At 61.4% G+C, this 25,420-nt stretch carries 18 protein-coding genes, 2 tRNA genes and 1 pseudogene; 9 read left to right on the plus strand and 12 right to left on the minus strand.

Annotated elements, in window-relative coordinates:
• Positions 1–7: 7 nt before the first annotated feature.
• A complete protein-coding gene (gene pepN, locus VDP61_RS10700) occupies positions 8–2,557 on the minus strand; it encodes an aminopeptidase N (RefSeq protein WP_323006884.1) in 2,550 nt (849 codons plus the stop codon).
• Positions 2,558–2,688: 131 nt separating this feature from the next.
• Between pepN and VDP61_RS10705 the strand changes: the two genes are divergently transcribed.
• A complete protein-coding gene (locus VDP61_RS10705) occupies positions 2,689–4,149 on the plus strand; it encodes an FAD-binding domain-containing protein (protein WP_323006885.1) in 1,461 nt (486 codons plus the stop codon).
• Between the two features lie 328 nt (positions 4,150–4,477).
• Positions 4,478–6,616: a malate synthase G gene (locus VDP61_RS10710; RefSeq protein WP_415234110.1), complete on the plus strand. Its 2,139-nt coding sequence runs from the start codon at positions 4,478–4,480 to the stop codon at positions 6,614–6,616.
• Between the two features lie 216 nt (positions 6,617–6,832).
• Here VDP61_RS10710 and VDP61_RS10715 read toward each other — a convergent pair whose 3' ends face one another.
• Complete coding sequence (locus tag VDP61_RS10715; protein ID WP_323006887.1) at positions 6,833–7,087, minus strand: BolA family protein; 255 nt, start codon at positions 7,085–7,087, stop codon at positions 6,833–6,835.
• Positions 7,088–7,159: 72 nt separating this feature from the next.
• Here VDP61_RS10715 and VDP61_RS10720 point away from each other — a divergent pair, with 72 nt between their 5' ends.
• Together VDP61_RS10720 and VDP61_RS10725 are read left to right on the plus strand one after the other, a co-directional pair.
• The gene (locus VDP61_RS10720; protein ID WP_323006888.1) at positions 7,160–7,798 is read left to right on the plus strand and encodes a J domain-containing protein; all 639 of its coding nucleotides are present in this window, start codon (positions 7,160–7,162) and stop codon (positions 7,796–7,798) included.
• Positions 7,799–7,908: 110 nt separating this feature from the next.
• A tRNA-Cys gene (locus VDP61_RS10725) sits at positions 7,909–7,982 on the plus strand.
• 279 nt (positions 7,983–8,261) lie between these two features.
• Here the strand turns inward: VDP61_RS10725 and VDP61_RS10730 are convergent.
• The 4 genes from VDP61_RS10730 to rpoN form a co-directional block, all read right to left on the minus strand.
• Entirely contained in the window at positions 8,262–8,495 is a 234-nt protein-coding gene (locus tag VDP61_RS10730) for a hypothetical protein (RefSeq protein ID WP_323006889.1), read from the minus strand.
• 359 nt (positions 8,496–8,854) lie between these two features.
• Positions 8,855–8,933: transfer RNA gene (locus tag VDP61_RS10735), tRNA-Met, on the minus strand.
• An 88-nt stretch (positions 8,934–9,021) separates the two neighbouring features.
• Positions 9,022–11,076, minus strand: coding sequence for a hydantoinase/oxoprolinase family protein (locus VDP61_RS10740; RefSeq protein ID WP_323006890.1), 2,055 nt, complete (start codon positions 11,074–11,076; stop codon positions 9,022–9,024).
• 110 nt (positions 11,077–11,186) lie between these two features.
• Positions 11,187–12,479 carry an RNA polymerase factor sigma-54 gene (rpoN, locus tag VDP61_RS10745; RefSeq protein WP_323006891.1) on the minus strand — a complete coding sequence of 431 codons (1,293 nt, stop codon included), beginning with the start codon at positions 12,477–12,479 and terminating at the stop codon, positions 11,187–11,189.
• A 175-nt stretch (positions 12,480–12,654) separates the two neighbouring features.
• On the opposite strand from rpoN, the gene selD reads away from it, so the two are divergent.
• Entirely contained in the window at positions 12,655–14,835 is a 2,181-nt protein-coding gene (selD, locus tag VDP61_RS10750) for a selenide, water dikinase SelD (RefSeq protein ID WP_323006892.1), read from the plus strand.
• A gap of 116 nt (positions 14,836–14,951) precedes the next feature.
• Here selD and VDP61_RS10755 read toward each other — a convergent pair whose 3' ends face one another.
• Entirely contained in the window at positions 14,952–15,863 is a 912-nt protein-coding gene (locus tag VDP61_RS10755) for a zinc ABC transporter substrate-binding protein (RefSeq protein WP_323006893.1), read from the minus strand.
• Between the two features lie 69 nt (positions 15,864–15,932).
• Between VDP61_RS10755 and VDP61_RS10760 the strand changes: the two genes are divergently transcribed.
• The 4 genes from VDP61_RS10760 (at position 15,933) to VDP61_RS10775 (ending at position 18,582) form a co-directional block, all read left to right on the plus strand.
• Positions 15,933–16,439 (plus strand): transcriptional repressor, encoded by a 507-nt coding sequence (locus VDP61_RS10760; protein WP_323006894.1) that lies wholly within the window; start codon positions 15,933–15,935, stop codon positions 16,437–16,439.
• The gene (locus VDP61_RS10765) at positions 16,436–17,236 is read left to right on the plus strand and encodes a metal ABC transporter ATP-binding protein (protein ID WP_323006895.1); all 801 of its coding nucleotides are present in this window, start codon (positions 16,436–16,438) and stop codon (positions 17,234–17,236) included. Before VDP61_RS10760 ends, VDP61_RS10765 begins: the two co-directional genes overlap by 4 nt.
• A complete protein-coding gene (locus tag VDP61_RS10770; protein WP_323006966.1) occupies positions 17,229–18,020 on the plus strand; it encodes a metal ABC transporter permease in 792 nt (263 codons plus the stop codon). The genes VDP61_RS10765 and VDP61_RS10770 overlap by 8 nt, the downstream gene beginning before the upstream one ends.
• A 211-nt stretch (positions 18,021–18,231) precedes the next feature.
• Complete coding sequence (locus tag VDP61_RS10775) at positions 18,232–18,582, plus strand: RidA family protein (protein WP_323006896.1); 351 nt, start codon at positions 18,232–18,234, stop codon at positions 18,580–18,582.
• Positions 18,583–18,633: 51 nt separating this feature from the next.
• Here VDP61_RS10775 and pgi read toward each other — a convergent pair.
• The 5 genes and pseudogenes from pgi to VDP61_RS10800 form a co-directional block, all read right to left on the minus strand.
• Positions 18,634–20,248: pseudogene (pgi, locus tag VDP61_RS10780) on the minus strand (glucose-6-phosphate isomerase).
• Between the two features lie 3 nt (positions 20,249–20,251).
• Positions 20,252–20,926 (minus strand): 6-phosphogluconolactonase, encoded by a 675-nt coding sequence (gene pgl / locus VDP61_RS10785; protein WP_323006897.1) that lies wholly within the window; start codon positions 20,924–20,926, stop codon positions 20,252–20,254.
• Positions 20,923–22,377 carry a glucose-6-phosphate dehydrogenase gene (zwf, locus tag VDP61_RS10790; RefSeq protein ID WP_323006898.1) on the minus strand — a complete coding sequence of 485 codons (1,455 nt, stop codon included), beginning with the start codon at positions 22,375–22,377 and terminating at the stop codon, positions 20,923–20,925. The genes pgl and zwf overlap by 4 nt, the downstream gene beginning before the upstream one ends.
• Before the next feature lie 389 nt (positions 22,378–22,766).
• Complete coding sequence (locus tag VDP61_RS10795) at positions 22,767–23,825, minus strand: CHAT domain-containing protein (protein ID WP_323006899.1); 1,059 nt, start codon at positions 23,823–23,825, stop codon at positions 22,767–22,769.
• Positions 23,758–25,347, minus strand: coding sequence for a tetratricopeptide repeat protein (locus VDP61_RS10800; RefSeq protein ID WP_323006900.1), 1,590 nt, complete (start codon positions 25,345–25,347; stop codon positions 23,758–23,760). The genes VDP61_RS10795 and VDP61_RS10800 overlap by 68 nt, the downstream gene beginning before the upstream one ends.
• Between the last annotated feature and the right edge of the window lie 73 nt (positions 25,348–25,420).

Here is a 25,420-nt window from a genome sequence, read left to right on the forward strand (position 1 = left end):
TTATGCCCTAGCTGTCCAGCATGCGCCCCACCATTTCGCCAAGGTTGCGGCTAAGGCCGGGGGTGGCCTGTATGCGCCGCAGCTCTGCGCGGATCAGGGCCTGGCGGCCGGCACTGTAGCGGGGCCAGGTTTCAAACCCGGTGGACAGGCGGGCGGCAGTTTGCGGGTTAAGCTGATCCATCCGCAAAAGCCATTCCGCAACAAAGGCATAGCCTGCCCCGTTGGCCGCATGAAAGCCCGCATGATGGCCGGCAAGCGTGCCGATCAGCGCGCGAAAACGGTTCGGGTTTTTCCAGTTGAACAGCGGATGCGCGGTCAGCTCTTGCGCCACCGCAACGGCCTTGCCCGGTGTGGCCAGGCCAATGCGCAGCGCGAACCACTTGTCCATCACATTGGCATCACCAGACCAGCGCTCCGCGAATAGTGCCGCCTCGGCCTCGCCCGCGCCGATATCAAGCAGGCACGACAGCGCCCCCACCGTGTCGGTCATATTGTCGGCTGTCGCATAGGCCATCTGCGCCGCAGCCCCATGATCAACGCGCGTAAGCAGCGCCAAAGCCGCATTCCCCAACGCCCGCCGCCCCGCCGCTTTTGCATCGGGGGTGAACGGGCCGGGATTGGCCATATCCGCGACCAGACCGGGCAGATGCGGTTCCATATGGGCGGCCAGGGCATCGCCCATCGCCCGGCGTGCGGCGTAAATACGATCAGGATCAGGGGTTTGCCCGGCGTCATGCAGGGTTTGGGCCATGTCGTCATCGCTTGGCAGGCGCAGACAGAGCGCGCGGAAAGCCGGGTCAAGACCGGCATCCAGAACCACGCGCGCCAGCGCCTTTGCCCAGGCTGGCGACAACTCGGCCCCGGCAGTCATGCGGGCCAGTTGGTCTTTGGCAAAGGCACGCCCCGCCTCCCACTTGTTGAAAGGATCGGTATCATGCGCCAGCAAAAAATCATGCTGGGGGTATTGCTGCGGATGATCCAGCACCACCGGCGCTGAAAAGCCCCGCAGGATCGACGGGCACGGGCGGTGGGCAAGACCCTTGAACTGGAAGCTCTGCCGCGTTTCGGTCATCTCCAGTACGGTTGTGGGGCTGTGGGTTTCATCATCGCCAAACAAGAGGCCGACCGCAATCGGCAGCACCTTTGGGCCTTTCCATGGCTGGCCCGGTGTGGCGCGGTTTTCCTGTTCAAAATGAAGGGTATAGGTGCCGTCCTTAAAGTCATCTGTGACCTTCAGCCGGGGCGTTCCCGCCTCGGTGTACCAGCGTTTGAACTGGGTCAGATCGCGGCCCGTGGTGTCTTCAAAAACCCTGAGCCAGTCTTCGATTGTTGCGGCCTGGCCGTCATGGCGCGTAAAATACAGATCCAGCGCCTTTGCATAGGCATCGTCGCCAACCAGAAGTTTCAGCATGCCGATCACCTCGGCGCCTTTTTCATAAATCGTGGCCGTATAGAAATTGTTGATTTCCATATAGCTTTCGGGCCGCACCGGATGGGCCAGCGGGCCCTGATCCTCACGGAACTGGCGGGCGCGCAGGGTCAGCACATCGTCAATGCGCTTGACGGCGTGGCCGCGCATATCGCCGGAAAACTGCTGGTCGCGGTAAACGGTCAGCCCCTCTTTCAGGCACAGTTGGAACCAATCGCGACAGGTGATGCGGTTGCCGCTCCAGTTGTGGAAGTATTCATGGGCTATCACGGCCTCGATACGGGCGTAATCATCATCTGTGGCTGTCTCGGCTGTGGCCAGCACCAGCTTGGAGTTGAAGATGTTCAACCCCTTGTTTTCCATAGCCCCCATATTGAAATCATCGACCGCAACGATATTGAAGATATCAAGATCATATTCGCGGCCGTAAACCTGTTCATCCCATTTCATCGAGCGGATCAGGCTGTCCATGGCATAGGCGCATTTATGGGCATCGCCGGGCCGGACGTAGATGTTCAGCGCCACACTGCGGCCTGACATTGTGGTGAAACTATCTGAATGGGCCACCAGATCCCCGGCGACCAGCGCAAACAGATAGGCCGGTTTTGGCCAGGGGTCGTGCCATGCGCCGGGGCCGGTTGGGTTGCCATTGGAAAGCTGCACCGGCAAATCGGTTTCCATTGTCACGTCAAAGCGGGCCATCACATCGGGGCGGTCGGGGTAGAAGGTGATCTTGCGAAACCCCTGCGCCTCGCATTGCGTGCAATACATGCCGTTTGACATATAAAGACCGTCAAGCGAGGTGTTGGTTTGCGGCGAAATCTCGACCTCGGTTTCCAGCGTGAAGGCCCCCTTTGGCAGGTCTGCGAACGGGATCGTAAGGCCGGTTGCATCGGGTTGAAGCCCCAAAGGGCTGCCGTTCAGCGCCAGCGATTTAAGCACTAGCTGCTCGCCATCCAACCGCAAATCCTGGCCCGGTTCAGCCGCAGGATTAGGCGCAAAAGCCAGCCGCGCCTTGACCCGCGTTTGCGTGGGGTGCAGCGCGAAATGCAGGTCGACATGGCCCAAAAGATAGGGAAAGGGCTTATAATCGGCCAGAAGAATGGCGTGGGGGGCTGCGCTGCTCATGCTTTGGGCCTTTTCGCGGGTTCATTTGCGCCACGTTAACGGCGGGGCAGCAGGGATTCAACCGCGCTTTGGATGGGGTGCCGACACAAAAGGGGGTTTACGAATCCCGGCACCCGCTAGATGTATGTTCTATGAATGTTCTGGTTTGGTACAAGCGCGATTTGCGGGTGGAAGATCACCCTGCCCTTACCGATGCGGTGGGGATGGGCGCGGTTTTGCCGGTCTATATCGCCGAACCGGACTATTGGGCGCAGCCGGATACATCGGCGCGGCAATGGGGCTTTATCGCTGAAACGCTGGCCGGTTTGCGGCGCGATCTGGCGGGGCTGGGCGCGCCTTTGGTGGTGCGGGTCGGCTGCGCGGTGGAAGTGCTGGCGCGGCTGTGCAGGCAAAACAAGATCACCCGGATCATCAGCCATCAAGGCGCCGCCAATGCCTGGAGCGTTGCACGCGACCAGCGGGTTGCGGCCTGGGCCAGAGAGGCCGGGATTGAATGGCTGGAACTGTCACCGCGCGACGAGGTGCTGGCCGCGCCGCAACGCGTGCGGATGGTTGCCGCAATAGAGCCGGGCGTCATCCCCAACGCGCGGGCCCTGCGGCTGCGGCCCGATGACTGCCCGCACCGGCAAGTGGGCGGGCGGGCGCAGGGCTTGGCCCTGTTGCACAGCTTTCTGGGCCAGCGCGGGTTGGGCTATCGGCAGGCAATCGCCTCGCCCTTGGGAACCGAGCGGGCCTGTTCGCGGCTGTCACCCTATCTGACGATCGGGGCGATTTCAGAAGCCGAGGTGCGGCAGGCCGTGCAAGACCGGCTTGCCGCGCAGCCCGGCGCAGAATGGGCCGCGAATTTGCGGGCATTTCAAGGCCGGATTGCCTGGCGGGCGCATTTCAGCCAAACCTTGGCGGATGCGCCGCAGTTGGAACATTGCGCGATGGATGCGGCAGCGGGGGCCTTGCCGGGCCGGATGCATGAAGGCGCGCGGTTCGAGGCATGGGTGGCGGGGCAAACCGGCCTGCCGTATCTGGATGCCTGCATGCGCTATCTGGCGGCGACTGGCTGGATCAACTTTCAGGCGCGGGCGATGGTGACAGCGGTCGCAACCTATCATCTGTGGCTGGATTGGCGGTCGGTAGGGCAGGTTCTGGCGCGACGCCTGACCGATTATGACCCCGGCCTGCACTGGCCACAGATTCAGCGCCACGCAGGCATGAGCGGGGGCGGCCGGATGCGGGTCTTTGATCCGGTAAAAGAAGCACTTGCGCATGATCCGGGCGGCAGTTTTACCCGGCGCTGGGTGCCGGAACTGGCCACGGTGCCGGATGCGTTTTTACAAACCCCTTGGAAATGGCCACAGGCCCAAACGGTTCTGGGCCAACGCTATCCCGAGCCGGTGATTGATCTGGCCCATGCGGCGCGTGCGGCGCGTGCGGCCATGGCAGGCGTGCGGCAGGCGACCAACCTTGCCCAAGACAGGCCGGAACTGATAGAGCCCCTTGCCGCCCCGGCCTCATCGCCCCTGTTTTTCGATCATCGCAAAGCCAGCCCGCGCCGCGCCCGCCCTGCCCCCGCGGGCCAATTATGCCTGGATTTGTGATGCCAAACACGGCGAAAATGCAAACCTTTTGCAAGATATCGGTGCAAGCGGTGGCACCCCCCGTTTCCCATGGCGCAAAGCATGGGTAGGGGGTTGGGCCACGCTTCGTTCAGGCGCTGATCGGCGTTGCGGCTTCAGGCCATCCGACAAAACAACCGGCTGGCAAATTCTGGGCTGGCGAATAACCGACCGGGATTTTCAAAAATCCCGAGAAAGTGATTTTGGCAAAGGCCAGTGGGAATCCGGGCAATCCATTTGCTTTTGGGGGCGATAAGGCCTAATTGTATTCCGTTGTATGCAGGCAGAAAAGGGCGTCACCATGGCACAGATGTTGGATAAAGCCGAAATCAAGGTAGATGCGCAACTGGCGCAGTTTATCCAGGACCGCGCCTTGCCGGGAACCGGGATTTCGGCGGATGTATTTTGGGCGGGGCTGTCGGGGATCATCAACACGCTTGGCCCCAAAAATCGCGCGCTGCTGGCCAAACGCGATGAAATTCAGGCGCAGATTGATGCCTGGCATATCGCCCACCGCGACCAGCCGCATGATGCCGATGCCTATATGAAATTCCTGACCGAAATCGGCTATCTGGTGCCAGAGGGCGCGGATTTCACGATTGAGACGGCGAATGTTGACCCGGAGATTGCCAAGATTGCTGGCCCGCAGCTTGTGGTGCCGATCACCAACGCCCGCTTTGCGCTGAATGCGGCGAATGCCCGTTGGGGCAGCCTGTATGATGCGTTTTACGGCACCGATGCGATGGGCGTGCAGCCCCCCAAAGGCGCGTATGAGCGTGGGCATGGCGCGCGGGTTGTGGCGCGGGCGCGGATGTTTCTGGACCTTGCCTTTCCGATCAAAGGCGCCAGCCATTCCGACGTGCGCCGCTATCATGTGCAAGGCGGGCAGTTGCTGGTCGATGATATGCCGCTGATGGAGCCTGCAAAATTCGCCGGCTATCGCGGCAACCCCAAAGCGCCGGATGCGGTGCTGTTGGTCAATAATGGCCTGCATGTCGAACTGGTGTTTGACCGCGCGCATCCGATGGGCAGCCGCGACCGCGCGCTGCTGGCCGATGTGCAGATGGAGGCGGCAATCTCGGCGATCATGGATTGCGAGGATTCTGTGGCCTGCGTTGATGCCGAGGATAAGGTGCTGGCCTATTCCAACTGGCTGGGCCTGATGAAAGGCGATCTGGAGGAAAGCTTTGAGAAGGATGGCAAGGTGGTGACGCGCCGCCTTGCCGATGACCGCGCCTTTACCGCACCCGATGGCAGCAGCCTGACGCTTAAGGGCCGCGCGTTGATGCTGGTGCGCAATGTCGGGCATCTGATGACCAACCCGGCGATTTTGGACGCTGACGGGAACGAGGCCTTTGAAGGGCTGATGGACGCCGTGATCACAACGCTGATCGCGATGCATGATTTGAAGCGTGAGGGCGGCAATTCGCTGACCGGCTCAGTCTATGTGGTAAAGCCCAAGATGCACGGGCCGCAAGAGGTTGCCTTTGCCGATGAGATTTTCACGGCTGTGGAAAAGATGCTCGGCCTGCCACAATACACGGTGAAGCTGGGGATCATGGATGAGGAACGCCGAACCACGGTGAACCTGAAAGAATGTATCCGCGCCGCGAAAAACCGGGTGTGTTTCATCAACACCGGCTTCCTCGACCGCACCGGCGATGAAATTCATACCAGCATGGAAGCCGGGCCGTTCAGCCGCAAAGACTTTATCAAGCGCAAGGGCTGGATCGGCGCTTATGAGAATTTGAACGTCGATATCGGGCTGGAATGTGGGCTTTCGGGGCGCGCGCAGATTGGCAAGGGCATGTGGGCGATGCCCGACATGATGGCCGCGATGCTGGAACAAAAGATTGACCACCCCAAGGCCGGGGCGAATTGCGCTTGGGTCCCCTCGCCCACCGCGGCGATTTTGCACGCGCTGCATTACCACAAGATTGACGTGTTCGCGGTGCAAAAGCGGCTGGCCGCAGGCGGGCGGCGGGCGCATGTGAATGCGGTGCTGGAAATTCCGCTGGCAAGCTATCGGCGCTGGAGTGAGGCGCAGATCATGCAAGAGGTGGAAAACAACGCCCAGGGCATTCTGGGCTATGTGGTGCGCTGGATTGACCAGGGTGTTGGCTGCTCCAAGGTGCCCGATATCCATGATGTGGGCTTGATGGAAGACCGCGCGACCTGCCGGATTTCAAGCCAGGCGCTGGCCAACTGGATGCATCATGGCGTGGTATCCGAGGCCAGGGTGATGGACGCGATGCAAAAAATGGCTGTGGTGGTGGACCGTCAAAACGCCGGCGACCCGGCCTACCGGCCCATGGCACCCGACTTTGACGGCATCGCCTTTCAGGCGGCTTGCGACCTTGTATTCAAGGGGCGCGAACAGCCCTCGGGCTATACCGAACCGGTGCTGCATGCGCGGCGGTTGGAATTGAAGGCGCAGCGCAATCGCTGACGGCTGGGCAATTGGGGGCGGTGGGTTTCACCCCCCCTTTTTGCCCGGCGAAAAACCCGGTCCTTTTTTGCATTGCGCCGTCAAATGGCCAAAGGTTTCAGGTATTTTTGCCAAGATGAAGGCCAAGCAAGGCTTTGGGTCCGGGCAGCCAGGTTTGCTGCTGCGCTATGTGCCGTGATATGCACGCAATCCAATTCAAATTGCGTGCAAAGGCTGTCAACCGACATCCAGCGCAAGCGCGTGGATACGGGCAATAAGATCAGGGCCAAGGGCTGCATGCACAGCACGGTGGCGGGCCACGCGCCCCATCGCGGCAAAACCGGCCGCGCGTATGGTGACATTGAAATGCGTCTCGCCCGTTCCATCATCGCCCGCGTGGCCGATATGGCGATGGCTGTCATTCACCACCTCAAGATGATCTGGCGCGAAGGCCCCGCTCAATTTGTCCTTAATTTCGTCGGCAATGCGCATAACTCTGTCAACCCCCTTCTATCCGTTGAACAATAGTCTAAACTCTCGCCTTCGAGTTGGAAAGGCAACATCATGACAGCACGTCCCCCATTTGAATTCGATATGCGCGTTTCTTCGGACAAGAAGAAGCGCAAGACCGGGCGTCGCGGTATGTCGGGGGCGTTTGAGACGTCCAAAAAGACCTGCGAATTTGGCGGCTGCGAGGAGCCGGGCCTGTATCGCGCGCCTCAAAGCCCCGACCAGTTGGATGAGTTTCTGTGGTTTTGTAAAGACCATGTACGCGAATACAATCTGAAGTGGAATTTCTTTCAGGGCAGCACCGAGGAAGAGCTGGCAGCTTTTGCCGATAAAGACCGGGTCTGGGGCCGGGAAACCAAGCCGTTCAACAAGCGCCCCGATGAGGGTCATGTCTGGTCGCGCCTTGGGGTGAATGACCCGATGGAAATCCTGGGCGAGAAAGGCACGCAAAACCCCGGCAAGATCAACCCGGCAGCGGCAACGCGCAAGCTGCCCTCGACCGAGCGCAAGGCGCTGGAGATTTTGGATGCGCGAGATACCTGGACCAAGCCAGAAATTCGCAAGCAATACAAAAGTTTGGTGAAGGATCTTCATCCGGATATGAACGGTGGTGACCGCTCCGATGAAGAGCGCTTGCAAGAGGTGGTCTGGGCTTGGGACCAGATCAAGGAAAGCCGGTTTTTCCGCGATTAGATCGGTCTTCGAAAAGGCCCGCGCCCGGTAAATATCATGCTGGGTGCGGGAAAACTTGGCTGATGGGTCTTGACGCCGCGCACGGTCCTGACTAATCAATGCGGCACAGAGGCGGGTGGGCAGGCAGGCTATGCACCGGATTGCAAATCCGAGTAGACCGGTTCGATTCCGGTACCCGCCTCCAAAAGACCAGCCAACGTTTTGATTTTACAGTTTTTTGCAAATAAATCTTCCCAGCCGTTGAAAACCACTTTAACCCGCCCTTGAAAACACTCTGTTTTCGCTGTGCGCTTGTCCTGAAAGCTGAAAGACCGGGACAATCTGCCCGGCCTTCCCTTTGCATCGCCCGCGCCAACAGATCAGGGGCTGCCGTGCTGCCGGGGTTTTTCCATGTCTGCGGCACTGACCGGCTAATCCGCAGCCGCCTACTACCCCAGGGTACCCCGGCGGCTGGGGTTTCTTGTCAGGGCGCAAGCCCCAAGACCAAAGCCTTGACCGCCTCGGGGTTCGTCAAGGCACCGCCCACGCGACGGCGCACATACCAGCGCACAACGGCCAGCCCGCTGCGGTCGGCAATCCTATAGGCTTGGTTAACGCCGCCAAACAGCGCCCCCACAACGCCATTGGCAAGCGCCGCGCATATCCCCCTCGGCCAGCGCCACCCGATAGCCTGGCAGGCGGCCCGGAATGGCCGCATAAGCACTGCCTTCGCCCGTCTGCATCCTTCGGCTTGCGCATCGCCCGCGTCATCATCCCCAGATACGGCGCTTTTGGCGTATCACCCGTACCGGTCAGCAGATCGGCCCCAAGAGGCATGGCAGGCAAGTCAGCCCCCCCAGACCTGCATCAGGAAGGATGTTGTCCTGAAGAAAGTGGATAATTCTTGTCCAGAAGCGGGAGCGCCGCAACACAGATTGCCGCAAATCCCGTTCATGCGACCCGTGACAAGAAAGCACCTGTTCAAGTCGTTGGTGATCGGCCGGGATCTATCAGCGCTATGACCGGGATCTTTGGTTAAGAGCCTGTTTTTGCGTGCTTGTCATCACTGTGTGAAAGTGGTGGCGAGGGGGGGGGACTCCAACCCCCGACCCCACGATTATGAGTCGTGTGCTCTAACCAGCTGAGCTACCTCGCCACTTAACGCGGCTGGTAAGGCGGCAAGCGCGAGGCGTCAAGAGGAAAACGATCCTGATGCTGCATTCATCTGCAATTTCGCCTCTGGTTCAGGTGATTTTATACCCGGTGCCACTTATGCCAGCGCTTCCCTCCTCGGTTGCTGGGCTGGGGTGGGCCACTCTGGGCCGCCCCGAGGCGGTGACGGTGATCGTTGCCTCAACGAACATCGCACGGCCCTCAACCTTGGCGCCGCGCTCATCCTGGTTGGTGGCAATCAGCAGCTCATCCGCGCCCGCAAGCCGTGCCCTTGCAATGGCATCGGCCGTCAGTGCCACCAGCATCGCGTCAATCGCGGCCTCTTTGCTGGAATAGCGTTCGGGGCCGTAGGTCATATGCGCGGTAAACTGCCCTTCGCCCGCCGAGGTCACCAGACCCGTTGCGCGCTGGCTGACCTGCCCGACCACGGCACCGATGGCATTGGCCACCCCGGAATGCTCTGGCAAAATCATCTGCGCGCCCAGCCGCACCCCCACAGCCCCATAATAAAACGGGGCCGAGGCCCCAAGCCCGATAATCGGCACGCCAACACGGGCCGAAAGCTCCATCACGCCGCGGTGTTGGTTCAGCGCGGCCTTCAGCATCGGGTGTTGGGCCAGGGTGTCACCATCTTGCCCCTCAAAGGCGGCATCTTCCCCAAAAGCGGCCTCAAGCAGGCAGGTTGCGGTTTGTTCGGTCAACTGGTCGACAATCGCGCGGGCCAGCGTGGCGGCATCCCCGGCCATCCTGTCGCCGCGCCCATTGCGCCGCCGCGCCAGCAACCGCAGCGCCTTTTCCGCTGCCCCCGCATCCCAATCACTCAGCCCGCCCAGCACATGGCTGGCATCTGACGGCGTTACCCCCGCCAGCATCACAAGGCCCCGCGCCACCAGCCGTTCCATCGCCGCCACTTCCAGCCGCGAGGTAAGCGCGGCCGCCAAAGCCATCGGATGCGTGATACGCGCCAGCAAGGCCGCCTCACGCGGGGTCAGCCCCGCCGGTTCAAACCCCATCGGAATCACAAAACGACCGTCATGCTCTCCCACCGATTCCATGCCCAGCGCCCGGTCAAGCGCGTCATGCACCATCGCGCCATGGTCTACCGCCAGCAGCGACACGGGGATCAATCGGCGCGGCCCAAGGCGAAACCCGCCCTCCAGCCCTGTCAAAATCAGATGCGCCTCGCTATCGCCGCCAAGGCCGGTGGTGCGCATCGCAACCGCCTCAACCATGGTGCGATAGCCACCAACCCTTGCGCCCAAGGGGTCAATTTCAGGCAAGCCGCCCTTTAGCATGGCAATATCGGTCGTGGTGCCGCCAATATCGGATACCAGCGCATCTGTCGCCCCCGTCAGCCAGCGCGCCCCGACAATGGATGCGGCCGGGCCCGACAGAATCGTCTCGATCGGGCGCTCACGGACCATTGCCGCCGAAATCAGCGCGCCATCCCCGCGCACGACCATCAAGGGGGCATCAATCCCGCGCTTTTTCACATGGCTTTCGCAGGCGGCCACCAGCCGGTCAATCATCCCGATCAGCCGCGCGTTCAGCACCGCGGTCAGCGCCCGCTTTGGCCCGTTCAGGTTGGCCGACAGTTCATGCGAGCAGGTCACAGGGCGCCCCGTCACCCGGCGGATGATATCGCGTGCGGCCAGTTCATGCGTGGGGTTTCGCGTGGCAAAGCGCGCGGCCACGGCAAAGCCCATTACATGATGTTCGGCCAGCGCCGCCTCTAGCCCGGCAGCATCAAAGGCGGCTGCCTCTTGGCCCGCATGGCTATGCCCGCCCGCCAGCCGGATCACCGGGTCACCGCCCAGTGCCTCACTCAGCCCGCCCCGCTCCAGATCGCCCTCATCAAAGCCGATGAACACCAGCGCCACGCGCCCGCCCTGCCCTTCCACCAGCGCATTGGTGGCCAGCGTGGTTGACAGCGACACCATCGCCACATCGCCCGGCGCAATTCCGGCAAACTCAAGCGCGGCATCAACCGCGCGGCCAATTCCCAGCGACAGGTCTTGTCGGGTGGTCAGTGATTTGGCCTTGCCCAGCACGCGGTCGGTTGCATCGTCAAGAATCACGGCATCCGTATAGGTTCCGCCAGTATCAACACCCAGAAAAAGGCTCATTGCCGTCCAATCCATTTGTCACCCGCAGCATCGGGCCCTTGCGCGATGTAAGACAGATTCCGGTGGCTTGCCCAGCCTCATGCGACCGAATTCGCCTGGTTGCGCCAGATTCAGCCGTGTCTTTTGCGGCGATGGGCCGGCGGGATTTCCAGCAAGGCACGATATTTGGCAACGGTACGCCGCGCCAGGGGCGACCCCGGTGATGACAAGGCCTCGGCCAGGGCTTGATCGCTTAGCGGTTGCGCCCGGTTCTCATCGCGAACCAGCCGCAGCAACTTTGCCCGCAGCGCCCCCGAGGCAACGCCGCCTTCGCCGCCCACAGGGGCGGTGAACAGCGCCCGCAGCCAGACCGTGCCGCGCGGAGCATCCACCGATACCCCGGCTATGGTGCGGCTGATGGTGCTGACATGCAGATCAAGCGCCGTGGCCACCTCTTGCATGGTCATCGGCTGCAACACCTCCAGCCCCTGCGTCAAAACCCGTTCCTGCCGCTTCAGGATCGCTTGCGCCACGCGCAGCAGGGTCTGATTGCGATTGGTCACAATACGCTGCAATTCTCGGGCCGCAGCCAGTGCCTTGGCATCGGCGCTGGCACGCGTGGGCGCGGTGGTGATCTGAACATCGGGCAGCGCCGATCGGTTCAGGCTGACCACCCAGCCCGTTGCCCCGCGTGACACCGCCAGATCCGGCTCGCGGACCAGCGCGGCATCCTGGCCGAATTGCGCCCCCGGCTTTGGGTCAAAGCTGCGGATCACCCGCAAACAGGCCATCACCTCGGCCTCGGGCACCGCGCAAAACCTGGCCAACCGGGCCATATCCCCTGCCGCCAGTACATCCAGATGCGCCAGAACGCAGGCCATCACGGGGTCATAACAATCCCTTTCAATCGCCTGCAATTGCAGACACTCGGCCAGGGATCGTGCAAAAACTCCTGTCGGCTCAATGGTTTGCAGCCGCTTCAAAACGCGCTCGGCATCGTCAACGCCAAACCCTGCCTCTGCCGCAATCGCCGCAAGCGGGCGGCCAAGCCAGCCGGACGGTTCCAATGCCTGCACCAGGGCAAAGGCGATTTCGCGCTCGGCCATTGTCGTCACCACATGGTCGATCTCACGCGTGACATGGGCGATCAGGCCCAGGGCTGGCGCTTGCAGCATCGCGCCAATGTCGTGGCTGCCGGTTTGCCCCATGGTTTGCGCCGCAAAGGCCGTGGTCCAGCGCGGCAACCATATCATCGGGTCCATCGGCGGCGGGCCCAGCGCCAGATGCGGGTTCTGCCCGGCCTGTTCCTCCAGATAGCGGGTCAACCCTGTGGCATCCAAGTGCAAAACCCGGATAGAGGTTGTCAGCGAGGTATTCAGCCCCAGCTTTTGTTTCAGGGAAAGGCGGGCGGTCTGGCGTGGCATGACGGGCCTTTCCTGGCCAAAGGACGATTGGGCAAACCTAGCCCGTGACCACAGGTCACGCAACTGTGGTCTGCTTTGCTATCGCCTTCGGCCCCAGCGAAAGCTAGGGTTTGCCCAACCCGCCAGCCCACAGATGAAACCGAGGCCCCGATGCACGCCCCCCCCATGGCCCCAATTGCGCGACCTGTTGCTGATCGGCGGTGGCCATGCCCATGCGTTGATTTTGCGCAAATGGGGGATGCAGCCCCAAGCCGGCACCCGCATCACGGTCATCAATCCCGGCCCGGTTGCCCCCTATACCGGCATGCTTCCCGGCCATATCGCCGGCCATTATGCGCGGGCCGAAATGATGATTGATCTGGTGCGGCTTGGCCGCTTTGCGGGCGCGCGCGTCATTCTTGGCCGCGCCGCAGGGCTGGACCGCACAGCGCAGCAGGTGATTTTGCACGATGGCCGCCGCTTGCGCTATGATGTTGCCTCAATAGATATCGGTATCGCGTCAAACCTGCCGGATCTGGCCGGGTTTGACGATCACGCAGTCGCGGCAAAGCCGCTTGGCGGCTATGCCGAACGCTGGGAAGACTTTGTCGTAACCGCGCCGCAAACGCCCCATGTGGTGATCATTGGCGCAGGCGTGGGCGGGGCAGAGCTTGCCATGGCCTCGGCGCATCGGTTACAGCACAGCGGGCGCAAACCGCATATCACCTTGCTGGACCGGGCCGCTACCGCCTTGCCCAACATTGGCGCTGGCGCCCGTGCAGCCCTTTTGGCGCAGCTTGCGCATTACAATATCACGCTGATGACCGGGGTGGAACCGGCGCAGGTTTGCGCCACGGGCGTCACCTTGACCAATGGCCAAACCCTGCCGTCGGATTTCACGCTGTCAGTGGCCGGGGCCCAGCCGCAGGCATGGCTGCAAGACATCGGGCTGGGCCTGCATCAGGGCTTTGTTACCGTGTCGCCAACCTTGCAAAGCAGCGATCCGCTTGTCTTTGCCGTCGGCGATTGCGCCCATATGGGCTATGCGCCGCGCCCCAAGGCGGGGGTGTTTGCCGTACGTCAGGCCCCGGTTTTGTTCCATAATCTGCGCGCAACCCTGTCGGGCGCGCCGCTGCGCCGCTACCAGCCGCAGCGTGACTACCTCAAACTCATCTCGGCCGGGCGAAACCATGCCGTCGCCGACAAGCTTGGCTTGCGGCTTGAAGGGGCGTGGCTTTGGCATTGGAAAGACCGGATTGACCGGAAATTCATGGCGAAATTCGCGGAATATCCAGTGATGCCCGCGGCCAGGCCGCCGAAAGAGGCCGTGCAAGGACTGGCCGAGGCGCTGGGCGAAAAGCCGCTTTGCGGTGGGTGTGGGGCCAAGGTGGGGGGCGGCACGCTTGCCGCCGCGCTGCGCCGATTGCCCGCGCCCAAACGCGCTGATGTTCTGTCCGGTCCGGGCGATGATGCGGGCATCATAAGCCTTGGCAAAGGGCAAGGGGTGCAGGTGCTGACCACCGACCACCTGCGCGCCTTTACCAATGACGCCGCCCTGATGGCGCGTATTACCGCCATTCACGCCTTGGGTGATATCTGGGCCATGGGGGCGCAGCCGCAATCGGCGCTGTCACAAATCACCCTGCCGCGTCTGGGGCCAGACCTGCAAGCCGAAATGCTGGCGGAGATTTTGACTGCCGCTGCCGAAGTGTTTGGCGCTGCGGGGGCGGATATTCTGGGGGGGCACAGCGCGCTCGGGGGCGAATTGACAATCGGGTTTTCCATCACTGGTCTTGCGCAAAACCCTGTCCGCAAGGCAGGCGCCGGGCCCGGTGCGGCCATTATCCTGACCAAGCCAATCGGCACCGGCACCATTCTTGCCGCCGAAATGGCCGCCACACGCCTGCCCGACACGTTACTGGGAGAGGTGGTGACAACCTGCTTTGCCTCTATGCTGCGCCCGCTTGCCACAGCCTCGGAAATTCTGGCGCCGCATGCCACCGCGATGACCGATGTGACCGGCTTTGGCCTTGCCGGGCATTTGCTGGAAATGCTGACAGGTGCCAGCCTTGGCGCGACCATCGACCTGCGCGCTGTGCCGATCTTGCCGGGTGCCGAGGCGCTTGCGGCGATGGGCATTGCCTCCAGCATAGCGCCCGCCAATCGCGCGCTGTGCCTTGGCCGCATCAACGCCCCCAACACGCCGCGGGCCGCTTTGCTGTACGATCCGCAAACCGCAGGCGGGTTGCTTGCCATTGTGCCACAGGCACAGGCGCAGGCGCAGGCGGTGCTAAGCGCCCTGCAAGCCGCAGGCGAAGCCGCCGCGATTATCGGCACCGTGCACCCCGGCCCGGTAATGCTGCGGGTTGCGGGCTAGACTGTGTTGCGTTTTATCAGGTTCATGTTTTCAGCCACGGCCCCGAGACAGCGTTTGCAGGGGCAGAACGCGTTCGGGGTCGGGGCTGAATGCAATTATGTGCAACACGCTTCAGGCTAGGGGCGCGACAAACACGCGGCCAAAACGGTTGCCAGCCCCAGCATCAAATCGCCATAGAGCGCCGGTCCGGGCGTCAGGCTGCTGCCCTCGGGGTCCAGCGCCCCGCCCAAATGCAGCCCAACCGCTTCGGCCATCTGCCGCGCACTGCTGTCATCATGATTGGCCTCGGGGAAAATGCACACGGCCCCCTCGGCCAGTAGCGCCGTTTGCAGGCCCGTCAGATGCGCAGCCCCCGGCATCGCCGCATCGCCGGTCCGCAAACTGCCAACAATCTGCAAGCCGAAATGGTCGGCGAAATACCCATAGGCATCATGGGTCACGGCAAAGGGGCGCCCCTTCACAGGGGCCAGAATTGCCGCGATCTCGGCCTCTATTGTGGCGATCTGCGCCTGGGCTGCATCCGCATTCGCCTGATAAACCGCTGCCTGCGTCGGGTCTGCGATGGCCAGGGCGTCTGCGATCACCCGCAGCCAGATCTGCGCGTTTGCCGGCTCCAGCCAGGCATGCGGGTCCAGCCCCTCATGCAGGTGGTCGTGTGATGTGTGGTCATGGCCTGCGGCCGCATTTTCGCCTTCAAACCCGCGCCTGACCACCTGCGGGGCATCAAGCAACGCCACCGCCGCGCCATTGCCCCCCCCCATCAGCGCCCGCCCCAGCCAGGGTGTCATTTCAGGCCCCACCCAGATCACCAGATCCGCCGCCGCCAATGCCCGCGCCTGGCTGGGCCGCAACTGAAAATCATGGGCATCGGCACCTTGCGGCAGCAACAGCCCCGGCGCGCCTGTGTCGCCCATCACCATCGCCACCAAAGCCTGCACCGGAGCAATATCAACCACCACCTTGGGCGCATCGGCCAAAGCGGCCTGCCCCCAGGCCAAAACTAAAAGGGCTGTAAAAAATCTGCACATGCGGGGACTCCTGTCTTGTGAATGCGGCGGCCATACAGTATGTTATACTATAACAAGTCAAGGTGTGAAATGTCTCCTCCCCCCAACGCGTTCCATACACATGATCACAGCCGCTGCGCCGATACAGGGATCGCACGGGCCGAGGCGCTTTTGGCTGAACGCAACCTTCGCCTTACCGCGGTTCGCCGCCAAACCCTGCAAATCTTACTGGCCGAGCATCGCGCCTTGGGGGCCTATGACGTGCTGGAACGGCTTGCGGCTGCCGGGTTTGGCAACCAGCCGCCCGTTGCCTATCGCGCGCTGGAATTTCTTGTGGAACAGGGGCTGGCCCACAAGGTCCGCCGCCTTAACGCCTTTGCCGCCTGCATGCATCCCGAAACCGATCACGCCCCGGTTTTCCTGATTTGTCGGGGGTGCGATGCCTTGGCCGAAACCGCGGGCGGCCCCGTCCGTGATGCGTTGAATACCGCCGCAAAATCCATCGGCTTTACGGTCGAACGGACCAGCATCGAGGCTCTGGGCCTTTGCCCCGCCTGCACGCCACCCTGCACCTTGGCCAGCGGGACCACGGTATGAGCCTGCTGGCCGCCAATGCCCTGACCGTCCGCCTTGGCGGGGCGGATATTCTGGCCGATGTCTCGCTGGTGATAGAGCCTGCCGAGATTGTCACCATCGTCGGCCCCAACGGGTCAGGTAAATCCACCCTGCTGCGCGCGCTTTTGGGCATTCAGCCGTTGGCTGCAGGCCACGTCACGCGCCGCCCTGACCTGCGTATTGGCTATGTGCCGCAACGCCTGCATATTGACCGGCCGATGCCGATGACGGCGCGCCGCTTTTTGTCCCTGCCCAAACGCTGCACCGATCGCCAGGCTGCCCAGGTACTGGCCCGTTGCGGGGTTTCGGGGGTTGAGCAGCGCCAGCTTGCCGATCTTTCGGGCGGCCAGTTGCAACGCGTGCTTCTAGCCCGTGCATTGCTGAACCAACCCGAGATCCTGATTCTTGATGAACCCACTCAGGGCCTAGACCAACCCGGCGAGGCCGCCTTTTATCATCTGATCGAAGAGGTTCGCCGCGACACCGGTGCCGCCGTCTTGCTGGTCAGCCATGATTTGCATGTGGTGATGGCCGCCTCTGATCGGGTGATCTGCCTGAACGGTCATATCTGCTGCGAAGGCGCGCCTGCGGTGGTGCGCGATGCGCCCGAATACCGCGCCCTGTTCGGCTTTGGCACCCAGGGCGCGCTGGCCCTGTACCGCCATGATCACGATCACAACCACGGCCCCGGTTTAACCCACGCGCATGGCCCGGACTGCGGCCATGACCACAGCACGCAGAAAGCCCCCGACAGCCATGCCCCTTATCGCCATGATTGATGATTTTCTGGTGCGTGCTGCGCTTGCGGGTATTGGCGTGGCTGTGGCCACTGGCCCCTTGGGCGCTTTTGTTGTGTGGCGGCGCATGGCCTATTTCGGCGATGCGACCAGCCACGCGGCAATTCTGGGCGTGGCATTGGCGCTGGCGCTTTCGCTGCCGATCGGGGTTGGCACAATGCTGGTTGCGCTGACGATGGCGCTTACCGTCTCGGCGCTTGCGGCCCGTGGCTGGGCGGTTGATACCACGCTGGGCGTGCTGGCCCATGCCGCCCTTGCCTTTGGCCTTGTTGCGATCAGCTTCCTTCCGGGGGTGCGCGCGGATTTGTCTGGCCTGCTGTTCGGTGATATTCTTACCGTCTCCAAAAGTGATCTTGCCTTTGTCTGGGCCGGTGCGGCCGTCATCGTGGCGATTTTGCTCTGGCGCTGGCAGGCGCTGCTTACCGCCACCCTCAGCGAAGACCTTGCCCAGGCGTCCGGCATCAACCCCAACCGCGAACGGCTTGCGCTGACCATCGCACTGGCCATCACTGTCGCTGTGGCGCTTAAAATCGTCGGAGCCCTTCTGATTTCGGCCATGCTGATCATCCCGGCCGCCGCTGCCCGCAGCCTTGCGCGCAGCCCGGAAGGCATGGCGCTGTTGGCGGTTGTCATCGGCGCCCTATCGGTATTGGCAGGGCTGCAACTGTCCTTGCAGTTTGATACCCCCGCCGGCCCCTCGATCATCGCGGTGGCGGCGATGATTTTCACCGCATCGGTGCTGATTGCGTCGCTAAGGGGGCGGTGATTGTTGGGTTTGGGATCAGCTGCGCCCTTGCGCCGGCAGGATGGATTGAACGACCCTTGCCACTCTTGCATTGGGGGCAATTCCGCCAAGCGGTCTGATGGGGAAATTTCCGTTTCCTTGGCCCTTGCGCGCCTGGCCCGCCCCAATCCCCCTTTCCACTTGCGGCCTGCCGCGTTAGGCAATGGGCATCGCATGAAAAGAGGAGTTTTCCATGGCTGAAATCAAGCGCAATCACACCGGCCCGCGTATGAGCCAATCTGTCATCCATAACGGCGTTGTCTATCTGGCGGGTCAGGTGGGAACGGCGGATGCATCCGTCACGCAACAAACCAAGGATTGTCTGGACAATGTAGACCGTCTGCTGGCCGAGGCGGGCACCGATAAAACCCGTATTCTGACCACCCAGATCTGGATAGCCGATATGGCCGATTTCGCCGAAATGAACGCGGTTTGGGATGCCTGGGTGCCACAGGGCCACGCACCCGCGCGGGCCACCGGCGAATCAAAACTTGCCACCCCCGCCTACCGGGTTGAGGTTTTGGTGATCGCCGCACTTCCCTGAGCCAATCGTCGCTGTCAGGGGGTAAAGCCCCCCCTGACAGCTAAACACTGTTCAGGCGTTTGGTGCGGCGGTCAGATATTCCACCAGCATCCGGGTCGAGGCGTCTTTGTCATCGGCCGAGGCACGGCGTTCCAGGATCGGTTGCAAGGCCACAGCCAGTTCCTTGCCCAATTCAACGCCCCATTGATCAAAGGAATTCAGGCCCAAAATCACGCCCTCAACAAACACCCGATGTTCATACAGCGCGATGATCTGCCCCAAGGCAAAGGGCGTCAACCTGGAGATTGCCAGCGTGGTCGAGGGGCGATTGCCGGGAAATACCCTATGGCGCGCCTGGCGGTCCAGCTCGGCGCCCGTCAATCCTTTTTTCGCCATTATTTCAGTGGCTTGCGCCAATGTCCTGCCACGCATCAAGGCTTCTGACTGCGCAAGGCAATTGGCCACAAGCAGCAAATGCTGATGCGCCAATTCCGGCTCATGCCCTTGCCGCGTCACGATAAACTCACAAGGAACAACGCGGGTGCCCTGGTGGATCAACTGATAGAAAGCGTGCTGGCCATTGGTGCCGGGTTCGCCCCAGACCACCGGCCCTGAATGTTCAACCAGATCTGCGCCATCCATTGAGACGCGCTTGCCGTTGCTCTCCATTTCCAGCTGTTGCAGATATGCGGGAAGGCGCGTCAGGCGTTGCTCATACGGCAGCACGGCGCGGGTTGTATAGCCACAGATCTGGTTGTGCCAGATGCCCACCAGCGCCAGCAGAATCGGCAGGTTCTGCGAGGGCAAGGCATGGCGGAAATGCGCGTCCATATCCGCCCCCCCCCGCCAGAAAATCATCGAACCCGGCAGGCCCGATTGCCAGCATCAACGACAACCCGATCGGCCCCCAGACCGAATAGCGCCCACCGACCCAATCGTCAAAACCAAAGACCCGCGCGGCATCAATGCCAAAGGCGGCGGTCTTGTCGGCAGCGGTCGAAACAGCGGCAAATTGCGCGGCGGGATTGGCCACTTTCTTGGCCATCCAGGCGCGCGCGGTTTCGGCATTGGTCATGGTTTCAATGGTGGTAAAGGTTTTGGAGGCGATGATCACCAGTGTCGTTTCCGGGTTCAGGCCGCGCAACGTGTCATGGATATGCGCACCATCCACATTGCTGACAAAATGGCAGCGCGGCCCATCGGCATAGGGGGCAAGCGCCAAATAGGCCATCGCCGGCCCCAGATCCGACCCACCAATCCCGATATTCACCACATCGGTATAGGCCCCACCCTGACCGCAAATCTTGCCGCGGCGCAGATCATGGGCAAACTCGGCCATGCGCGCATAGGTGGCCCGCACTGGCGGCATGACAGCCTCGCCATCCACCTTTACCGCCGCGTTCAGATTGCGCAGCGCGGTATGCAACACCGCACGCCCTTCGGTTTCATTGATCTTTGCCCCCGAAAACATTGCCTCGCGCCTGGCCTCGACATCGGCTTGTTTTGCCAGGTCAAGAAGATGTGACAGGGCCTTGGCATCAAGAGTGGTTTTGGAAAAGTCGAATAGCATATCCCCATGACGAGCCGAGAATTCGGCCGCGCGGGCCGGGTTTTCCAACAGGCCCGCGATGCTTTTCGTACCGACTTCAGACTGATGCGCGCGCAGCGCCTGCCACTGTTGTTTCATAAGTCACTCTGCCCAATGGATTGTTGCATCTGCCAGCACGATACGCACCGGCGCTTGATCTTCAGGCAGATTTGCGGCCCGTTCAAGGGCGGCGCGCTTATCTGCCCCGGTGATCAGAATATGGGTATGCAGCGCCCCGCGCAATACAGGCGCTGTCAGGGTGATGCGTGGCTCGCCCGCGCCCTCGGCCCGCATCGGCAACACCGCTGGCGCCGCATCGGCCAATGCCTCGGCCAGCCGGTCTGCGCCCGGAAAAAGTGAGGCGGTGTGCATATCAGCCCCCATCCCCAGCAGCAAAACCGAAATCGGCAGATGCGGCGCAATTCCGTCCGACAGCCTCGCCAGCGCGTCCTCGGGCTGGGCCACCCCTTCGGCAAAAAGCGGAATCAACTGGGCCGCCGCCGCCTTGTTTTGCAACAGACGCTGGCGCAACAATCGGGTGTTGGAGCGCGGGCTGTCTTCACCCACCCAACGCTCATCATTCAAAAACACCGCGACATTGCGCCAATCCAGATCGACCGCCGACAGCAGGTCAAACACCGGCCCCGGCGTGGTGCCGCCCGGCACCGACAGGCTTGCGCGGCCGGTTTGGCGCAGCACGCCCCCCAACTCACCGGCAAGGATATTTGCCAGCGACATCATCATCATCTCACGGTCTGCATATTCGATCAGGTTCATTCGCGTATCTCCCGCCAGCGACGCCCGTCGCGGTGCATCAGCATTAACGCATCTTCCGGCCCGGAAGATCCCGCATCATAGCCTTTTGGCTTGTCTTCGTGTTTTTCCCACGCTTGAATGATCGGATCGGTCCAGGCCCAGGCGGCCTCAACCTCATCGCCGCGCATGAACAAGGTCTGGTTGCCGCGGATCACATCCATGATCAACCGCTCATAAGCATCGGGAATATCGGCCCCCTCTGCGCCCAGCGCCTCGGCAAAGCTCATGTCCAGCGGCACTTGCGTCAGGCGCATGCCGCCAAGCCCCGGCTCCTTGATCATCACCATCAGGTTCATCCCCTCATTGGGCTGCAACCTGATGACCAACACGTTTTCGCGCCAGCCTTCGTTATCATCAAAGATCGAATGTGGCGGCTCGCGAAAGGTAATCGCGATCTCGGACGCGCGCGCGCGCAGACGCTTGCCGGTGCGCAGATAAAACGGGGTGCCCTTCCAGCGCCAGTTAGAAATGTTCACCTTCAGCGCGATATAGCTTTCGGTTTTGCTGGACGGGTTTTCAGAATGTTCGACATAGCCGCCCTGCCCGCCTCCGGCCAGATATTGGCCGCGCACGATGTCATCGGGTTTTACCGCGTCAAGCGCCCGGATCACCTTCAGCTTTTCATCGCGCACCGCGTCCGGGTCGAAATGATAGGGCGGTTCCATCGCAATCAGGCACAAAAGCTGCATCATGTGGTTTTGCACCATATCGCGCATCGCACCCGATTTGTCGTAATAGGCCCCGCGCCCATCGACCGAAACAGTCTCGGCCACTGTGATCTGCACATGGTCGATATATTCCGACTTCCACAGCGGTTCGAACAAGATATTTGCAAAGCGCACCGCCATCAGGTTTTGCACCGTTTCCTTGCCCAGGTAATGATCTATCCGGTAAATCTGCGCCTCGGAAAAGTGCAGGGCAAGCACGGCGTTCAATGCGCGGGCGCTTTCCAGATCACGGCCGAACGGCTTTTCAACCACGATCCGGCTGTCCGCATTGGCGATCTTGTAATCATGCAACCGTTCTGCCAGATCGCCGAACAACGATGGCGCAACCGAGAAGTAAAACGCGCGCACCACATCGCTGCGCATGCGTTTTTTCAGCGCGTCCCAACCACTTGTTCCCTTGGCATCAATCGCCACATAGCCAAGCCGGGCGATAAAGGCCTCTATCACCTGCGGGTCACATTTATCTTTTGCGACAAATTCTGCGATTGCAGCGCGCGCCATGTCCTGAAACCCGGCATCATCCATTTCAGAGCGTGCAGCACCAATGATTGTGCTGTCTTGCGGAATCTGGCCCGCCCAAAAACGCCGGTACAGCCCCGGAATGATTTTGCGTTGTGCCAGATCGCCGGTGCCACCAAACACCACAAGATCAAATGTTTCCACCGGAATGACGCGCGAGACCATGAGCTTCCTCTCTGGGTATCCAAAAACCGTTAGCGCTAACGATAGGGTCGTCTACACCGCAACCTGGCCCCTGTCTAGCACTCTGGGCGCGCAGAAAAAAGCAGCGAGTTGCAAGTCGGCGGTTTGCCGGGGGCAAAGAGAGCCAAAGCCATGCCATTGCCGGCCCCGCATGCGAGCTCGCGCCAAAGACGAGGGGCCGAGAGCTGTGAGGACGATAGGGTAAAACGCTATCGGCGTCTTTTCGCGCTTTGCGCGGCCTTGCCTGCCCGCATCAAGACCGCATGGTTTTAGCCAAGGTCAGGCAGCGCCCCCGGCGTAGGCGCGTACAGCCGGGGTATTGGCCATGACCGAACCGTTACAGGTTCGCCCCTTGGGCGGGGATATTGTCACTACAGCCAGTTTCCCATCAACACAAAGGCAGACCAGAAGTAGGGGTGTGCAAAGCCCACCTTGCTGCTGGGCATGGGCGCATCAAGCGCGGCGGCCGCGCGGTTTGTCGCCATGGCCACGGCATCGGCACTGTGCAGCATGGTGATCTGTGCCTGGCGCAGCGCCTCGGCCTTGTCCAACCCGTTCAGCATGATCCCCGCATAGAAGTCGTGCATCAGGCGCGGCGTGGCAGCATCCGATACCGGCCAGAGCGAGGCCATGACGGCGCTGGCACCGTTAAGCTGGGCGGTGGCGCCAAAGCCGTCAATCTCGGCCCCGTCCCCATCCGAGCCGCGCGCGGTTTGGCAGGCGGAAAGCGTCAGCAAATCAATCCCTTTGAAGCTGAGCGCGTCATTGCTGCGGATTTTGGATAGCGGCAAATGCGCGCCATCCCCCAACAGCAAAAAGCTGTCATCCTCGGCGCCGGGGACCAGGCTGAAATGACTGGCAATATGCAAGATCGCGGGGCGCTTAAGCAAAGAGCGGCGCAGGCTGCGTTCATCAAACCCTGCATCCAGCGCGGTGGTGCCGGCCAGCACCCCCTGCCCTTCGGCGGCGCCAAAGATGGTATCCAGCTCTTGTTTCACACCCGGCAATGGCGAGAATCCGGGGTGGCCCTCGGTCACGCCAAAGCCTGCGGTTTTACTTTCGGCACGGTCGGGCGTTTGGAAATCGGTCTTGACCGCTGGCGCATAAAGCGAAAAGGCGAAACGCTCGACCAAATAGCTTTCCCCATCATAAAGCGCGGCAAAGGGCAGATACCGCAAGAAACCGTCGAGGTTGAGCATGACCACCTCGGTGCCGCTGTCGATCAGTTTTTGCTGAATGGGTGCAAACAGCACGGCATGCAGCGCTTGCAGTTTCTCTTGGGCATCCGGGGCCTGGGTTTCGATCGCTTGCAGCGCGTCAAAGGCCAGCTTGGCCATATCCGCGCGGGAGATATCGACCTTTTCATAAAAGGTCAGGTTCGGCAGGGTCACAAACAGATGCACCGCATCGGGAAGGGTCGCGATTTGCAATATGGCACTGGGACGAGTTCAGCTTGGCCAGATCTGCCTGATAGCTGCCAGTTGCGTCAAATTGGTTTTTAAGGGCGGCGCGGTCGGGCTCTTCGGTCTGCAGCAAGAAATCGGCGACGGCGGCGTCAAAGGCATCCGCGCCCTTTTGCAAGGCGTCTTGCAGCAAAAACATCTGGTCTTCGTCGGCCTCGGTCGTGGTGCCTGCCTCCAGCTTGGCGGTCAGGGCGCGCAATTCGGCATCAGCGGCGATGGGCAGGGCGGCGAGGGCGGCCAGCTTTTCTTCCTCGGACAATTCGGCACTGTTCAGCACGGCGCGGGTTTTGGTAATATCCGCCTGCCCGTCGCGACGCAGAAAGTTATAGACCTCCTCCTCTTTTTCCATGTTCAGCACTGCTTGCGCCTCGGATATCCGCCCCTGAGTGATCAGCAGATCGGCAAGGTTTTGGTACAGCCTGCGCCATTCGGCCTGCAGCGCCGAGGTATCGGCCGGCGTGTCGCCTGCATTGCTGGCGCGGATGGCCTGCTGGGCGTTGACGGCAAGTTTGCCAAAGAAGATCGCGCGTTCCGGTTGGCCGCGCATGGTAAAGGCCCGCGACAGCGATTTAAAGTTCCAGCGTTGAATGGCAAGGGTTTGTTGCTGATTTTGCGCGATATAGGGCATCGCCTCAAACCCCCAGCGGATCGCCTCTTCCGACTTTCCCTCCTCAACCGAGACAAGGCCCATATTGATGCGCAGGATCGTCACGTTATAGGACAGCGCGCCTTCAATCGGTTCCAGAATACGGATGGCCGATTTAAGCCATGTGCGCGCCTCGCTGAACCGCTTGGTCTGCACATAAAGCCAGCCGATATTATTGGACAGATAGCCCACAGTGACGCTGCTCTCACCATCGGTTTCGATGAATGTCTCCAGGCTCCACTTGTAGACCTCCAGCGCCTCGTCATAGCGTTTCAGCCGTTCCAGCGCGGTTCCGGCATTCAGCAGCACATTGGCAGCGTTGCGGCGTTGCGGCGGGTCTTGGTTATTATACCAGTCATAGGCAACTTTCAGGGGGGGCAGCGCCTCTTCATAGCGCGACAGGTCTTGCAAGACGATCCCGCGGTCTTCCATCAGAAAGGCGATCATGCGGTTATATTCGTCAGAGGCATCAAAGGAACGGAACAGGCGCTCGGCCTCTTGATAATGCGCCAATGCCTCGCGGAAATTTGACAGCGCCTTTTCGGCATTGCCCATTTCACGCAGGGCATAGGCGGCAAGCCGCAGGTCCAACCCATCCGGGTTATCAGAGGCCGCGCTGTAGGATTTGGTAAAAAGGTCTAGGGCGGCGCGAAATGTGGCCTCGGATCGGTCAGCCGCGACAAGGGCGAACCCGAGGTTGAGCATGGCATAGGCATCGCCAGCCTGAGCATTTGCAACCAGCTCGGCATCCATCCCGGCATAGGGGTCTGATTGGGCAAGGGCTGCAAGCGGCAGGCACGCTATGGCAAGAACAGCAATCACTCTGCGGACAGGACCAAGCATGACAACGCTCCATCATTGGGGTTGCCTTGATGTTAGTCTGTGGATTTTCACATCGCAACAAAGCTGTCGTTCA

The sequence above is a fragment of the Pseudorhodobacter sp. genome (assembly GCF_034675685.1).
In the GTDB taxonomy this organism is placed as follows: Bacteria; Pseudomonadota; Alphaproteobacteria; order Rhodobacterales; family Rhodobacteraceae; genus Pseudorhodobacter.

Coding starts and splice junctions, on each gene's coding strand:
- VDP61_RS10720 (WP_323006888.1), top strand. CDS start 7,160: ATGACAGCACGTCCCCCATTTGAATTCGATATGCGCGTTTCTTCGGAC.
- VDP61_RS10705 (WP_323006885.1), top strand. CDS start 2,689: ATGAATGTTCTGGTTTGGTACAAGCGCGATTTGCGGGTGGAAGATCAC.
- VDP61_RS10770 (WP_323006966.1), top strand. CDS start 17,229: ATGATTGATGATTTTCTGGTGCGTGCTGCGCTTGCGGGTATTGGCGTG.
- VDP61_RS10765 (WP_323006895.1), top strand. CDS start 16,436: ATGAGCCTGCTGGCCGCCAATGCCCTGACCGTCCGCCTTGGCGGGGCG.
- VDP61_RS10755 (WP_323006893.1), bottom strand. CDS start 15,863: ATGTGCAGATTTTTTACAGCCCTTTTAGTTTTGGCCTGGGGGCAGGCC.
- VDP61_RS10715 (WP_323006887.1), bottom strand. CDS start 7,087: ATGCGCATTGCCGACGAAATTAAGGACAAATTGAGCGGGGCCTTCGCG.
- pgl (WP_323006897.1), bottom strand. CDS start 20,926: ATGAACCTGATCGAATATGCAGACCGTGAGATGATGATGATGTCGCTG.
- zwf (WP_323006898.1), bottom strand. CDS start 22,377: ATGGTCTCGCGCGTCATTCCGGTGGAAACATTTGATCTTGTGGTGTTT.
- VDP61_RS10730 (WP_323006889.1), bottom strand. CDS start 8,495: ATGCGGCCATTCCGGGCCGCCTGCCAGGCTATCGGGTGGCGCTGGCCG.
- VDP61_RS10740 (WP_323006890.1), bottom strand. CDS start 11,076: ATGAGCCTTTTTCTGGGTGTTGATACTGGCGGAACCTATACGGATGCC.
- VDP61_RS10710 (WP_415234110.1), top strand. CDS start 4,478: ATGTTGGATAAAGCCGAAATCAAGGTAGATGCGCAACTGGCGCAGTTT.
- VDP61_RS10775 (WP_323006896.1), top strand. CDS start 18,232: ATGGCTGAAATCAAGCGCAATCACACCGGCCCGCGTATGAGCCAATCT.
- VDP61_RS10800 (WP_323006900.1), bottom strand. CDS start 25,347: ATGCTTGGTCCTGTCCGCAGAGTGATTGCTGTTCTTGCCATAGCGTGC.
- pepN (WP_323006884.1), bottom strand. CDS start 2,557: ATGAGCAGCGCAGCCCCCCACGCCATTCTTCTGGCCGATTATAAGCCC.
- rpoN (WP_323006891.1), bottom strand. CDS start 12,479: ATGCCACGCCAGACCGCCCGCCTTTCCCTGAAACAAAAGCTGGGGCTG.
- VDP61_RS10760 (WP_323006894.1), top strand. CDS start 15,933: ATGTCTCCTCCCCCCAACGCGTTCCATACACATGATCACAGCCGCTGC.